The organism is Klebsiella sp. RHBSTW-00484, from assembly GCF_013705725.1.
GTDB lineage: Bacteria > Pseudomonadota > Gammaproteobacteria > Enterobacterales > Enterobacteriaceae > Klebsiella.
In genome coordinates this window covers 5,532,191-5,546,765 of record NZ_CP055481.1, presented here as the reverse complement: position 1 = coordinate 5,546,765, position 14,575 = coordinate 5,532,191, and the positions used below count along the sequence as shown (strand labels likewise).

Genomic DNA, 14,575 nt, shown 5'->3' with positions numbered 1-14,575 from the left:
TGAACATTACATTAGCTCCTGAAGCGAGATGTCGGCTCCGGCGCGACCGAGGTAGTGCTTAAATGCACGCTGTAACGCTATCCAGTCGCCCACGCGGCTTGAAAGTTGTCGGGTCGCCAGGCTGCACAGTTCCAGGAGCGCGATTATCCCGCCGATGCATAACAACAGTAATGCAAGCATGTCGAGAGAGTCCGCAGCGAGTTTCCAGACGTCCCAACCGGACGCTCGCATATCATTCAGCTCCAGGCCGAACATAAACAGGAACATGACTAGCGCGATGCTATAAAACACCTTATAGACCAGCGACATTTGTTGTTCGCCGGGATAGAACGGATGAGCTTTCAGATAAGCGCCGCCGTCGCTGCCGTTATAAAGCGCTTGAATATCGCGATTGTCGCGCCGATATACGGCGATTATTCGATCGCCGCCAGCCAGAAAAGGCGGATGACGGCGGTAAAAAAGAGGGTGGAGGCCCCATCGGGTGCCGGTGGTTTGCCAGGAGAAAGAGAGCGGCGCGGCGTTACACTGGAACAGGACGCCGTGATAGTCGCGATGCGTTTTTCCTGCGCCGGTGGACCACTTCTTAAAATAGAGGCTCTTAATTTCCCCTTCCTCAATGCTGAAGCGTTGAGGAAGCTCGGGATCGCCGAAAAACGACGGCTTATTGCCCCCGTCGGCTGGCGGCACCGGCTGGCAGAATGAAACGTCTTTGTGTCGTGCCAGGCTCATTCTCGCCATGAGTCCACGCATTCCGGGGTGTATTTTTTGCGCAAAACGATGCAACAGCCCGCCGATGCCCATCAGCGCAGGCACTAGCGCCAGCGCGGCGATAACACCAAAAACAATAACCACCCAAGTTGTGGTGGAGAAGTATGCTGGGTACGCTGCGGCGATAAACGCCAGCGTGCCGATAAAAAACGCCAGTAGTTTGCCTTTCAGCGACGGCCGGGCCGGTTCGAGCAGCAGGTTGCCATCACTCAGCCAGTGGATCCAGAAGCTGCCATCCGGCAGGCGGCGAGCGCCAATATGCAGCGGCTGGTTGAGCTTAAGCTGCTCAAAAAGCGTGGGATCCTGGAAGTAACGCGTATCGGTATAAAAAACGTGGTCGCCATTCACAAGGCGCAAATAGCTTTGCTCCTCGGAAGCGGCATGGGTAAATCCGGTAAAATTCAGCGTGAAATAGCGGGTGTTTTTCACAAGGTTCCCTCTTGTGCAAGGCTGCAGCATTCCGTGGCTGCAAACAGGCAGGGCGGGCCGCCCTGCCTGAAAGAGATTACTTCTTAGCGCGCTCGAAGGAAGCAACGATTTCAGCTTTAGCCGCTTCAGCGTTGTCCCAACCGTCAACTTTTACCCATTTGCCCGCTTCGAGATCTTTGTAGTGCTCGAAGAAGTGGGTGATCTGCGCTTTCAGCAGGTCTGGCAGGTCGTTCACATCTTTGATGTGATCGTATTCTTTGCTCAGCTTGGTGTGCGGAACCGCAACCAGCTTCGCATCTTCACCGGCTTCGTCAGTCATCTTCAGCACGCCAACCGGACGGCAGCGAACAACAGAACCTGGCTCCAGCGGATACGGAGTCGGGACCAGAACGTCTACCGGGTCACCGTCCAGAGACAGGGTGTGGTTGATGTAACCGTAGTTGCACGGATAGAACATCGCCGTGGACATGAAACGGTCAACAAACAGCGCACCGGTGTCTTTATCAATTTCATACTTGATAGGGTCAGCGTTAGCCGGGATTTCGATAACAACGTAGATGTCTTCTGGCAGATCTTTACCCGCAGGGACGTTGAGTAAGCTCATGTCTGTTTCCTTTAAAATGTATGGCAAACAAGTGCCCGGTATTATAGCCAACTCACATCGAATGTCTTTGCTTCTTTTTCCCCAGAACAGGTGGGCGAAGTCTGAATTTTTTGCCGCAAGACAACCTGAAAATCCATAAACATAGCTGCATCCTGAATAAATTTATGTAACCGTTTTCATCGCATATGCTTGATATCTCAAAGTGTGAAAAATTCCGGCATAAATGGTGAGGATGGCGCAGGTCGCGAAGCCTCACCGGCTCTCTACTGCCGCGAATCACGTCAGTTAACACCTGATTAACTTTTTTGAAGTGTGATGTAACGCATTCAGTTACATCTCCGATTGTCTATAGTTTGTCCGCAGGTGAGGCTTTAACCAACAATAACCCTACGAGGATCCTCTTATGTGGAAGCGCTTACTTCTTGTCACAGCAGTTTCCGCAGCTATGTCGTCTATGGCGATGGCTGCCCCTCTGACCGTAGGTTTTTCTCAGGTCGGCTCTGAATCCGGCTGGCGTGCGGCTGAAACCAACGTTGCGAAAGAGGAAGCCGCCAAGCGCGGCATCACTCTGAAGATTGCTGACGCCCAACAAAAACAGGAAAACCAGATTAAAGCCGTACGCTCCTTTATTGCTCAGGGTGTCGACGCCATCTTTATTGCCCCGGTGGTCGCGACCGGCTGGGAGCCGGTATTAAAAGAAGCGAAAGAAGCCAAAATCCCGGTGTTCCTGCTTGACCGTTCTATTGATGTTAAAGACAAAGATCTCTACATGACCACCGTCACCGCCAACAACGTGCTGGAAGGCCAGCTGATTGGCGAGTGGCTGATCAAAACCATCGACGGTAAACCGTGTAACGTCGTTGAGCTACAGGGTACCGTCGGGGCCAGCGTGGCGATTGACCGTAAGAAAGGCTTCGCCGAAGCGATTTCTAAAGCTTCCAATATCAAAATTATCCGCTCCCAGTCTGGCGACTTTACCCGCAGTAAAGGCAAAGAAGTGATGGAGAGCTTTATCAAAGCGGAAAATAACGGCAAGAACATCTGCATGGTTTACGCCCATAACGACGACATGGTGATCGGCGCGATTCAGGCGATTAAAGAGGCCGGGCTGAAGCCGGGCAAAGATATTCTGACCGGTTCTATCGACGGCGTGCCGGATATCTATAAAGCGATGATCGCTGGTGAAGCTAACGCCAGCGTAGAGCTGACGCCGAATATGGCCGGCCCGGCGTTCGATGCGCTGGAGAAATACAAAAAAGACGGCACTCTGCCGGAGAAAGTGACCATCACCAAATCGACGCTCTACTTACCGGACACGGCGAAAGAAGAGTTAGAGAAGAAGAAAAATATGGGCTACTGAGTGGCTGATACCCTCACCCCAACCCTCTCCCTGAAAGGGAGAGGGGGCCGGGCGGTGCGGGTTGCTAGTTGGGCACAATATGTCCCCTCTCCCCCACGGGGAGAGGGCTAGGGTGAGGGGGAGCGCACAATGACCACTGAAACCAATCTGGAAATCCTCCGTACCGAGGGACTCTGCCAGCATTTCCCCGGCGTCAAAGCGCTGGATAACGTTAATTTCAGCCTGCGGCGCGGTGAAATCATGGCGCTGCTGGGCGAGAACGGAGCCGGAAAATCAACGCTCATCAAAGCGCTGACCGGTGTTTACCATGCCAACAGTGGCAGCATCTGGCTGGAAGGTCAGGAGATCTCGCCGAAGAATACCGCCCATGCCCAGCAGTTGGGGATCGGCACCGTTTATCAGGAAGTGAACCTGCTGCCGAACATGTCGGTGGCGGATAATCTGTTTATTGGTCGTGAACCACGGCGTTTTGGCCTGCTGCGGCGCAAAGAGATGGAAAAGCGCGCCACGGCGCTGATGGAATCCTACGGTTTTTCCCTCGACGTGCGCGAGCCGCTCAACCGCTTTTCGGTCGCGATGCAGCAAATTGTTGCTATCTGTCGGGCGATCGACCTGTCAGCAAAAGTCTTAATTCTTGATGAACCCACCGCCAGCCTGGATACCCAGGAAGTGGAGATGTTGTTTACCCTGATGCGCCAACTGCGCGATAGCGGCGTCAGCCTGATTTTCGTCACCCACTTCCTCGACCAGGTTTATGCCGTTAGCGACCGGATCACCGTTTTGCGTAATGGCGGCTTTGTCGGCTGTCGGGAAACCCGCGAGCTGCCGCAAATTGAACTGGTGAAAATGATGCTGGGCCGCGAGCTGGAGCATAACGCCCTGCAGCGTGCGGGCCGCACTCTGCTAAGCGACAAACCGGTTGCCGCCTTCGAGGATTTTGGCAAAAAAGGCACTATCGCCCCGTTTAATCTGCAGGTTCGCCCCGGGGAAATCGTCGGCCTGGCGGGCCTGTTAGGCTCAGGGCGCACGGAAACCGCTGAGGTCATTTTCGGCATCAAACCCGCCGACAGCGGCAAAGCGTGGATCAAAGGTAAGCCGCAAACCCTGCGCTCGCCGCATCAGGCCTCCTGCCTTGGAATCGGCTTTTGCCCGGAGGATCGTAAAACCGACGGCATCATCGCCGCCGCCTCGGTACGGGAAAATATCATTCTCGCGCTCCAGGCACAGCGCGGCTGGCTGCGACCGATTGGTCGGCGCGAACAAAATGAGATTGCCGAGCGTTTTATTCGCCAGTTGGGGATCCGTACCCCCAGCGCCGAGCAGCCGATCGAATTCCTCTCCGGCGGCAATCAGCAGAAGGTGCTGCTCTCGCGCTGGCTGCTGACCAAACCGCAGTTCTTGATCCTCGATGAGCCGACTCGCGGTATCGACGTGGGTGCCCATGCGGAGATCATCCGCCTGATTGAAACCCTCTGCGCCGATGGCCTGGCGCTGCTGGTTATCTCTTCGGAGCTGGAGGAATTGGTGGGTTATGCCGACCGGGTGATTATCATGCGCGATCGCCAACAGGTTGCGGAACTGGCTCTGAGCGAGCTTTCCGTCCCGGCGATCATGAACGCTATTGCGGCATAAGGAGTAACCGATGATGCCTCGATCTGTTCCGAAAACCGGCCAGCCAAAACGACGCTTTAGCTGGCCAAAAGGGATGCCGCAAATTATTGCACTGCTGTTGGTGCTGGTCGTTGATAGCCTGGTGGCCCCGCATTTCTACCAGATAGTGTTGCAGGAAGGACGGCTGTTCGGCAGCCCGATTGATATTTTGAACCGTGCAGCGCCGGTAGCTCTGCTGGCGATCGGCATGACGCTGGTTATCGCCACTGGTGGGATTGACCTGTCTGTGGGCGCGGTGATGGCGATTGCCGGAGCCACGGCGGCGTCGATGACCGTGGCGGGCCATAGCCTGACCGTTGTGCTGCTGGCATCACTGGCGGCCGGTGCGCTGGCCGGCCTGTGGAATGGGATTCTGGTCGCGATACTGAAGATCCAGCCGTTCGTCGCCACTTTGATCCTGATGGTGGCCGGACGCGGAGTTGCCCAACTGATCACTTCCGGGCAGATCGTGACCTTTGATTCTCCACATCTTGCCTGGCTCGGCAGCGGATCTCTGCTGCTGTTCCCGACGCCGGTGATCATTGCCATCGTTACGCTGGCGCTATTCTGGTTGTTTACCCGCAAGACCGCGCTGGGGATGTTTATTGAAGCGGTGGGCATTAACATCCGTGCGGCGAAAAACGCCGGGGTGAATACCCGCATCGTGGTGATGCTGGCCTACGTATTAAGCGGCGTTTGTGCGGCTATCGCCGGGATTATCGTGGCGGCGGATATTCGCGGTGCCGATGCCAATAACGCCGGATTATGGCTGGAGCTGGACGCTATTCTGGCGGTGGTGATCGGCGGCGGCTCGCTGATGGGCGGGCGCTTTAACCTGCTGCTCTCGGTGGTCGGGGCGCTGATCATCCAGGGGATGAATACCGGGATCCTGCTGTCAGGATTCCCGCCGGAGCTTAATCAGGTAGTCAAAGCGGTGGTGGTGTTGTGCGTACTGATCGTTCAGTCGCCGCGCTTTATCAGCATACTGAAGGGGATACGTGGCCATGATAAAACGTAATTTACCGTTAATGATCACCCTGGCGGTGTTTGTGCTGGGTTATCTCTACTGCCTGACCCAATTTCCCGGCTTTGCCTCGACGCGGGTGATCTGCAATATCCTGACCGATAACGCTTTCCTTGGGATCATTGCCGTCGGCATGACCTTTGTGATCCTCTCCGGCGGGATCGATCTGTCGGTGGGTTCGGTGATCGCGTTTACCGGGGTCTTTCTTGCCAAAGCGATCGGCTTTTGGGGGATCTCGCCGCTGGTGGCGTTTCCGCTGGTGCTGGTGATGGGCTGCGCCTTTGGCGCATTTATGGGCCTGCTGATTGATGCGCTGAAAATCCCGGCGTTTATCATCACTCTCGCCGGAATGTTTTTCCTGCGGGGCGTCAGCTACCTGGTTTCTGAAGAGTCGATTCCTATCGATCACCCGGTCTATGATTCGCTTTCCAGCCTGGCATGGATGATCCCCGGCGGCGGTCGCTTAAGCGCGATGGGTCTGCTGATGCTGCTGATGGTGGTCGCCGGGATTTTTATGGCCCACCGCACTCGCTTTGGCAATCAGGTTTACGCCATCGGCGGCAGCGCCACCTCGGCGAACCTGATGGGCATCTCTACGCGCAGTACCACGATCCGCATCTATATGCTCTCCACCGGGCTGGCGACGCTGGCGGGAATTGTCTTCTCCATTTATACCCAGGCAGGCTATGCGCTGGCGGGCGTTGGCGTTGAACTGGACGCCATTGCTTCGGTGGTTATTGGTGGCACGCTGTTAAGTGGTGGCGTGGGGACGGTGCTGGGCACGCTGTTTGGTGTGGCGATTCAGGGGCTGATTCAGACGTACATTAACTTCGACGGCACCCTGAGTTCATGGTGGACCAAAATCGCCATCGGGATCCTGCTGTTTGTCTTTATTGCGCTTCAGCGCGGCCTGACGGTGCTGTGGGAGAATCGACAGAGCTCGCCGGTTACAAGGGTAGGGCACTGAGAGTAAATATCCCCTCCCGAATGGTGGGAGGGGAAGAGGGGTCTTACGCGTCCGGGAACTCTTTAATTAAGTTCTCAACGTCTTCAACCATATGGTTGTTGCCGACGAAGAAGGAACGGCGTTGGTGCAGGCTTTCCGGGATGATATCCAGAATGCGCTCTTTACCGTCGCTGGCCTTGCCGCCCGCCTGTTCTGCAAGGAACGCCATCGGGTTGCATTCGTACAGCAGACGTAGCTTACCGTCCGGGTGACTGGCGGTGCTTGGGTAGAGATAGATGCCGCCTTTTAGCAGGTTGCGGTGGAAATCCGCCACCAGAGAGCCGATATAGCGCGAGGTGTACGGGCGCTGGGTGCCGATATCTTCTTCCTGGCAATATTTAATGTACTTCTTCACACCCATCGGGAACTTGATGTAGTTACCTTCGTTGATGGAGTAGGTGTTGCCTTTTGCCGGGAAGCGCATGCGCTCCTGGGACAGGCAGAAGACGCCAAGAGACGGGTCATAGGTGAAGGCGTGAACGCCGCAGCCGGTGGTATAGACCAACATGGTCGATGAACCGTAAACCACATAGCCCGCAGCGACCTGTTTGCTGCCCGGTTGCAGAAAATCTTCTTCGGTAACAGGCGTACCTACCGGCGTGACGCGGCGGTAGATAGAGAAAATCGTTCCGACGGAGACGTTAACGTCGATGTTAGAGGAACCATCCAGAGGGTCCATCAGTACCACGTATTTAGCGTGTTCACACCCTTCAAAGACGACGATTTCATCTTCTTCTTCGGAGGCGATCCCGGCGACAATATCGCGTGCTTTCAGTGCTGCTTTTAATTTTTCATTCGCAAACAGGTCGAGTTTTTGCTGCACCTCGCCCTGAACGTTTTCAGCACCGCTGGCACCCAGGATATCGACCAGACCGGCCTTGTTGATATCGCGGTGGATGATCTTGGCGCCTAACTTTATTGCCGATAATAATGAAGTCAGCTCGCCAGTCGCGTGAGAGAACTCGTGCTGCTTTTCGACAATAAATTCACCTAACGTTTTCATAACCCGTTCCCTGCATGTTTATGTGAAGTAAAACGAACGCAACAATCTTAACAAAGAATAAAAAAATCTCGCACAGGTGAATCGCGCCAGCAAAATACGGATTCGCCTGAAATGCATTTCTTTCCCCCCCCACATCCCGGTAAACTGTGCTTCAGATTAGAGAAGGAAGTGACGAATGCGCATTCATATTTTAGGAATCTGTGGCACGTTTATGGGGGGGCTGGCGATGCTGGCGCGTTCCCTCGGTCATGAGGTAACGGGGTCGGATGCGAATGTTTATCCGCCAATGAGTACTCTGCTGGAAAACCAGGGGATTGAGTTAATTCAAGGATATGATGCCAGCCAGCTGGATCCTCAGCCGGATCTGGTGATCATCGGTAACGCGATGACGCGCGGAAATCCATGCGTGGAAGCGGTGCTGGAAAACAACATTCCGTACATGTCCGGGCCGCAGTGGCTGCACGATTTCGTGCTGCGCGATCGCTGGGTGCTGGCGGTAGCCGGGACGCACGGAAAAACCACCACTGCCGGAATGGCGACCTGGATCCTCGAAGTCTGCGGCTATAAGCCGGGATTTGTCATCGGCGGCGTACCGGGTAACTTTGATGTTTCCGCGCGACTTGGCGACAGCCCATTCTTCGTGATTGAAGCCGATGAATACGACTGCGCTTTCTTTGATAAACGCTCCAAGTTTGTTCATTACTGCCCGCGCACGCTGATTCTCAACAACCTTGAGTTTGATCATGCGGATATTTTTGACGACCTGAAAGCGATTCAGAAACAGTTCCATCACCTGGTGCGCATCGTGCCGGGCAAAGGCAAAATTATCCTGCCGGAAAACGACATCAATCTGAAACAGACGATGGCGATGGGCTGCTGGAGCGAGCAGGAGCTGGTTGGCGAGCAGGGCCACTGGCAGGCGAAAAAACTCACCACCGATGCTTCCTCATGGGAAGTGTGGTTGGACGGCGAGAAAGTGGGGGAAGTGAAGTGGGCGCTGGTCGGAGAGCATAATATGCATAACGGCCTGATGGCGATTGCCGCCGCCCGTCATGTGGGCGTGCTGCCTGCTGACGCGGCCAATGCGTTGGGCAGCTTTATCAATGCCCGTCGTCGCCTGGAGCTGCGCGGCGAAGCCAACGGCGTTACCGTATATGACGACTTTGCCCACCATCCGACGGCGATTCTGGCGACCCTGCAGGCATTACGCGGTAAGGTCGGCGGCACTGCGCGTATTCTTGCCGTGCTTGAGCCGCGTTCCAACACGATGAAGATGGGGCTTAGCAAAGACGATCTGGCACCGTCTCTCGGGCGTGCAGATGAAGTCTTCCTGCTGCAGCCGCAGCATATTCCGTGGCTGGTGGCTGAAGTTGCCGATGCCTGCATACAGCCTGCCCACTGGAGCGCTGATGTTGATACGCTGGTGGATATGATTGTCAAAACGGCGCATCCGGGTGATCACATCCTGGTGATGAGTAACGGCGGTTTTGGCGGTATCCATCAGAAGCTGCTGGATAAACTGGCTCAAAAAGCCGCCGCGACCGAGTAAGCAATACGCTTCGTTTGGCTGCCCTCCACGCGAGGGCAGCTGTCTTTTGTGACCAGGAGCTGTCATGTTGATCTCTGAAAGAGTGACCTCCCCCAATTCCGCTCATTTTCCCGCGCTCGATGCGTTGTACTGTCGGGCGTTTCCGTGGCATGAACAACGTGAAGCCGATGCTAAACTGCAGGCGCTTCACAATCAGAATTATGTGCTGGAAGCCTGGTTTGACGACGCGTTGTTTATCGGGCTGAGCGGTTGCTGGCGTTTTGCCGATTACAGCTATATTGAGCATCTGGCTATTGACGATACGCTGCGCTCGCGCGGCTACGGCAAGCAGCTATTGGCTGAAATCCTCAAACGTGAACCGCTAACTATTCTGGAAATTGATCCGCTGACCAGCGAGATAGCCCATAAGCGCCTGCGCTTCTATGAAACGATGGGCTTTTACGCGAATACCTGGTCACATAGCCACCCGACCTATCATCAAGGGATAGCCGATCATGAGTTGATTGTGTTGAGTTATCCGCAGCCGATTGATGAGGTGCAGTATCAGCGCTTTGCGCAGGATTTGCGTCAGGTGGTCATGGATCAGGTTGGTGCAGTCACGGTTCTGTAGCCCGGACAGATGCGCAGCATCGCTTCCGGGATAAAGCCTGTTCTGATGCCCCGGCGCTACTTTCTCCCCGGCTCGCGCTGCGCTTAGCCGGGCTACGGGTTTACAGCCGTCTGCAGGTTTGGTAGCCCGGGTAAGGCGTTTACGCCGCAACCCGGGACATACTCAGGAGCGAAATCACTCCTTCGCGATCGGCGTTTCGTTTTCTGCCACTTTGGTGTCGCCCTGAATCGCCGCAATTCTCTTCTCAACGTCGGCCACCTGCTCGCTGCTGTGCAGCAGTGTATAGGTCAGGTCAAATTGGGTGCTGGCCCCAGGCTGAAGCTGCTTAACGCGTTTCTGTTCACGCTCAATGGTTACCGGATAGGCGTAGCTGGTGCCCGGCTCAATACCGGTGACGTAGCCCTGTTTCTCGGTATCGGTATTTTTCCACAGCGTCAGCACTGGCAGCTGGCGGGTATCAAACTGAATCGATGCCCCTTTATCTCCGGCTTTATTGACCACTGCAGCTAGCGTCTGGTGATTCTCGTCCGCTAGCGGCTGCATATTAAACACCATTTCATCGAAATCTTTAGTCGGACCGGCATAGGTTTGCCACGTTTTTAAACCGGCTTTGGCATAATCATTGAACGGACTGATGCTGGCTATCGGTGCCAGGAATCGCGCGCCCTCTTCGAGGATCGGCTTACCGAAGTTGCTGTGGTAGATAATTTGATAGTCATGCGGATAGTCGGCATGGTTGGTTAACACATCATGCAGGCTGAAGCTGTTGCTGCCGGGCACATAGCGCAGCTCGGTCATGGTCTGCAAATCTGCTTTCTTGAAAGTGCTCTCTTTCACCAGTCCGCGAATGCGGATTTCATACGGCGCGGTATCTGCCACTTCAACTTCCACCTGTGAGGCGGGCGTATTACCGACTTTGCCATGCAGGGTATAAATCTGCCCATCAGCAGTCACCGGGTGACCGGTCCATTCGTAGCCGCAGCGCACCATCATCTCATTGAAACCTTCCAGCCATCCCAGACCGTTGCGGCTTTCGAGGTTAATAAAGGCCGGGTTGACCACCTCTTTCACTGGCGAATCCCAACCCATTCGTGAACCGAATCCTTCGATTTTCAGCAAGTTCATGCCGCGAGTTGGGCTTAGAGTGATAGTCAGGCCGTCTTTGCTGTGGATTACCAGGATTTTGCTGCCTTCTTGTTTACCGCCGTGAAGGACTTTTTGCTCGATGCTGAAATGATGATCTTTAATCTTCAGCTGGTCGCTGGTTATCTGCCAGTTTCCTTTATCCATGCCGCTTTCAGCGCTTGTCAGCACCCACGTTTTAGCCATGGCTGGCGCAGAGATAAGCATCGCAATTGCTGTCAAAGCTAATGTCTTTTTCATTTTTCATTCCTTTTGCTGAATCGATTGTGTTTCTGATGTAAGGAATTTAGTGGCAAGTGGATGATGAAAATGTGAAGTGCCTCACCTGGTGAGAAAACACGCTATTTCATATTTGCAAATGAGGAATGGATCGCTTTAATCGGTAACAACAATGTGTTGTTACTAAAAATTATGTGAATTTAATCAATTTTAGCTTTAACGATTCAGCTTTGATTTTGCGTGGGATGTTATATGCTTACAGAAACAAGAAGGCCGCAGGGGATCTGGTTACCCATGCGGCCTTCTTTAACGACTTTTTATCTTAAAAAAAGGGTGCGATGAACATCATGCGCCGTAAAATGCTTTGGTATATAAACCCTTCACATCCTGAACTGAAGGATAATTAGGGTTAGTTAACGTGCACGGATCGTCAACGGCATTACCGCTCATTCTGTCGAGTACATTAACGAAGGTGACTTCATTGATCTCAACTTCATCACATTGACTTAACGTTTTCGGAATGCCCAGACGCTTATTCAGCTCATTGAGCGCCTCAATCAAATTATTTATTCCTAAGGCCTCTTCCAGCTGGCGATATTTTTTAGTGAACTTCGCATTATATTGGATGATATAAGGCAACATAATGGCGTTTGCCAGGCCATGGGTAATACCAAATTCACCACCTATTTTATGCGCCATCGAATGCACTAACCCTAATGATGCGTTAGTAAAGGCAATCCCCGCCAGCGCAGAGGCATTATGCATATGCATACGCGCGTTTAAATCATCAGGTGAGCGGTATGCGGTTTCCAGATGCTCAAACACCAGACGAATGGCCTCGACGGCATAGGGATCGGTAAACGAGTTGGCTGCAGTGGACACATAAGCTTCGAGCGCATGGGTCATGACGTCCATCCCGGTATGAGCGGTAACGTGCGGCGGCATTTTGGCAGGGATCGTCGGGTCGAGGATGGCGATATCCGGCACCAGGTCGGCGGCAACAATGGGGTATTTAATATGATTCGCCGTATCGGTAATCACCGAGAATGCGGTGATTTCAGAGGCGCTGCCGCTGGTGGAGGGAATGGCTACAAACCGGGCTTTGTTACGTAGCGGCGGCATGGAGCCGACGGGGATAATGTCTTCAAACTTCAGCTCTGGGTGCTCATAGAAACACCACATCACCTTGGCGGCATCCAGCGCGGAGCCGCCGCCAATCGCCACAATCCAGTCCGGTTCGAACGCCAGCATCTCTTTTGCGCCGCGCCAGACGGTTTTAATGGACGGGTTGGGCTCGACATTATCGATAACAATGCATTCCATACCCGCTTTATTTAGTTCGCCGATGGCTTTATCCAGAAAACCAAATCGCTTCATTGAACTTCCGCCGGTGACTAATGCGGCTTTTTTTCCGCTCAGCGTCGACAGATGTTCTAAAGCATCTTCGCCATAAATAATACTGCGTGGAATTGAGAATGAAAGGGTCATAGGAAACTCCAGTTTAATATTGAAATTTTTTAGTATGCATTGTTCATTAATATTCAAACGATAAATGCAGAGTAAAAAATTCTGAGTATTACTCCAGATATTGCCTCAGCAATATCTGGAGGGAGTTATACTAGTCATACTTCAAGCTACTGGTGTGCTGGCTTCCCGGCAACTTGAATTATTTAGGATAATATTTATATTTCCGATTAAATCGTACCGTCCCAGGAGTCGACTTTTTCGCGTTTTGCTTCTTCTTCATCAAACCAGCGCGAGGTCACGCATTTTGATTCGGTATAGAAACGCACGCCGTCTTTGCCCAGGCAGTGCAGGTCGCCGAAGAACGACTGTTTATGGCCTGAGAACGGGAACACGCCAACCGGTACTGGGATACCAACGTTAATTCCCACCATGCCGCCGTGGGTGCGTTTCTGGAATTCACGTGCGTAGTAGCCGCTTTGGGTGAAAATAACCGAACCGTTGGCGAACGGGTTATTGTTCATTAACTGCAGACCTTCTTCGAAGGTTTTCACCCGTTTAAAGCACAGCACTGGCCCGAAGATTTCCTGGGTCCCGACGCTCATCTCTTCGGTCACATGATCCAGCACGGTTGGACCAACGTAAAAGCCCTTTTCCAGGCCCGGTACCGTGGTATTGCGACCATCAAGCACCAGCTTCGCGCCTTCTTCGATGCCTTTATTAATCCAATTGATAACCGACTGTTTGTGATCTTTGGAAATCACCGGACCCATATCGGTATCGTGCAGATACCCGGGGCCGATTTTCAGCTGTTTGGCTTTTTCGACGACGGCGGCAATCAGCTTATCGGCAATCTCTTCCTGCACCACGACGACCGGCAGCGCCATGCAGCGCTCGCCCGCGCAGCCGAAAGCGGCGTTGATAATCCCTGCGGCGGTGCGGTTAATCGGCGCGTCAGCCAGCACCAGCGCGTGGTTTTTTGCTTCGCATAGCGCCTGGACGCGTTTGCCATGGGCGGCGGCTTTGGAGTAAACGTGTAGGCCCACGGAGGTGGATCCGACGAAGGAGACGCCGTTAACGTCTGGATGGGTCAGCAGAATATCGGCTTCATTACGTGAACAGGTCACGACGTTGATAACCCCATCCGGCACGCCCGCTTCCTGATAGAGTTTGGTGATTTCCATACAGGTCATCGGCGTCATGCTGGCGGCTTTAATGACCATGGTGTTACCGGAAGCGACGCATAATGGCGCCATCCATCCCATCGGGATCATCGCCGGGAAGTTAAACGGCACAATACCAGCGAACACGCCAATCGGTTCGCGGTACAGGTTGGTGTCAATACCGGCGGAAGCATCCATCAGGTTTTCACCCGCCAGCAGCGTGGGGATAGAACAAGCCAGCTCGGTGCCTTCTTTCGCTTTTAAGACGTCGCCCTGGGCATCGCCCCAGGCTTTACCGTTTTCTTTTGCCACCAGCTCGGTTAAGCGTTCTTGATGCTGCATTAATAATTCGCGAACGCGGAACATAATTTGCGAGCGTTTAATCGCCGGAGTATCTGACCACGCCGGGAAGGCTTTGCGGGCCGCAGCAACGGCATCCAGCACTTCTTGCTCGGTGCAGCAGGGGGCTTGAGCCATGACTTCGCCGGTGCTTGGGTTATAGACGTCCATATAGCGTTCGGTCTGCGAAACGCGCCATTGACCATCAACGAAATATTTCAATCTTGGTACAGTAGTCATATTT

Annotated in this window: 12 protein-coding genes; 6 read left to right on the top strand and 6 right to left on the bottom strand. The window is 53.7% G+C overall.

All coding sequences use genetic code 11. The annotated features are described in order from the left end of the window. Positions 1-6: 6 nt before the first annotated feature. The gene (locus tag HV213_RS26065) at positions 7-1,197 is read right to left on the bottom strand and encodes a hypothetical protein (RefSeq protein WP_181483883.1); all 1,191 of its coding nucleotides are present in this window, start codon (positions 1,195-1,197) and stop codon (positions 7-9) included. A gap of 76 nt (positions 1,198-1,273) precedes the next feature. After that, entirely contained in the window at positions 1,274-1,801 is a 528-nt protein-coding gene (gene ppa, locus HV213_RS26060; RefSeq protein WP_181483882.1) for an inorganic diphosphatase, read from the bottom strand. 403 nt (positions 1,802-2,204) lie between these two features. Here ppa and ytfQ point away from each other — a divergent pair, with 403 nt between their 5' ends. The 4 genes from ytfQ (at position 2,205) to yjfF (ending at position 6,802) form a co-directional block, all read left to right on the top strand. Beyond that, on the top strand, positions 2,205-3,161 hold the full coding sequence (gene ytfQ, locus HV213_RS26055; protein WP_181483881.1) for a galactofuranose ABC transporter, galactofuranose-binding protein YtfQ: 957 nt from the start codon (positions 2,205-2,207) through the stop codon (positions 3,159-3,161). Positions 3,162-3,290: 129 nt separating this feature from the next. After that, the gene (gene ytfR / locus HV213_RS26050) at positions 3,291-4,793 is read left to right on the top strand and encodes a galactofuranose ABC transporter, ATP-binding protein YtfR (RefSeq protein WP_181483880.1); all 1,503 of its coding nucleotides are present in this window, start codon (positions 3,291-3,293) and stop codon (positions 4,791-4,793) included. A 10-nt stretch (positions 4,794-4,803) separates the two neighbouring features. Continuing rightward, positions 4,804-5,829 (top strand): galactofuranose ABC transporter, ATP-binding protein YtfT, encoded by a 1,026-nt coding sequence (ytfT, locus tag HV213_RS26045; protein WP_181483879.1) that lies wholly within the window; start codon positions 4,804-4,806, stop codon positions 5,827-5,829. Then, positions 5,816-6,802 carry a galactofuranose ABC transporter, permease protein YjfF gene (gene yjfF / locus HV213_RS26040; RefSeq protein ID WP_181483878.1) on the top strand — a complete coding sequence of 329 codons (987 nt, stop codon included), beginning with the start codon at positions 5,816-5,818 and terminating at the stop codon, positions 6,800-6,802. The genes ytfT and yjfF overlap by 14 nt, the downstream gene beginning before the upstream one ends. 43 nt (positions 6,803-6,845) lie before the next feature. Here the strand turns inward: yjfF and fbp are convergent, their stop codons facing one another. Further along, on the bottom strand, positions 6,846-7,844 hold the full coding sequence (gene fbp / locus HV213_RS26035) for a class 1 fructose-bisphosphatase (RefSeq protein ID WP_181483877.1): 999 nt from the start codon (positions 7,842-7,844) through the stop codon (positions 6,846-6,848). 175 nt (positions 7,845-8,019) lie between these two features. Between fbp and mpl the strand changes: the two genes are divergently transcribed. Both mpl and HV213_RS26025 read left to right on the top strand, forming a co-directional pair. Further along, positions 8,020-9,393 carry a UDP-N-acetylmuramate:L-alanyl-gamma-D-glutamyl-meso-diaminopimelate ligase gene (gene mpl / locus HV213_RS26030; protein WP_112216708.1) on the top strand — a complete coding sequence of 458 codons (1,374 nt, stop codon included), beginning with the start codon at positions 8,020-8,022 and terminating at the stop codon, positions 9,391-9,393. Between the two features lie 64 nt (positions 9,394-9,457). Continuing rightward, positions 9,458-10,003, top strand: coding sequence for a GNAT family N-acetyltransferase (locus HV213_RS26025; RefSeq protein ID WP_181483876.1), 546 nt, complete (start codon positions 9,458-9,460; stop codon positions 10,001-10,003). A gap of 174 nt (positions 10,004-10,177) precedes the next feature. Here HV213_RS26025 and HV213_RS26020 read toward each other — a convergent pair whose 3' ends face one another. The 3 genes from HV213_RS26020 to HV213_RS26010 all read right to left on the bottom strand — a co-directional run bounded on the left by HV213_RS26020 (position 10,178) and on the right by HV213_RS26010 (position 14,571). Next, positions 10,178-11,386, bottom strand: a complete 1,209-nt coding sequence (locus tag HV213_RS26020; protein ID WP_181483875.1) for an aldose 1-epimerase family protein — start codon at positions 11,384-11,386, stop codon at positions 10,178-10,180. Between the two features lie 324 nt (positions 11,387-11,710). After that, positions 11,711-12,853, bottom strand: a complete 1,143-nt coding sequence (locus tag HV213_RS26015) for an iron-containing alcohol dehydrogenase (RefSeq protein ID WP_181483874.1) — start codon at positions 12,851-12,853, stop codon at positions 11,711-11,713. 206 nt (positions 12,854-13,059) lie between these two features. Beyond that, positions 13,060-14,571: a CoA-acylating methylmalonate-semialdehyde dehydrogenase gene (locus HV213_RS26010; protein ID WP_181483873.1), complete on the bottom strand. Its 1,512-nt coding sequence runs from the start codon at positions 14,569-14,571 to the stop codon at positions 13,060-13,062. Positions 14,572-14,575 lie beyond the last annotated feature (4 nt).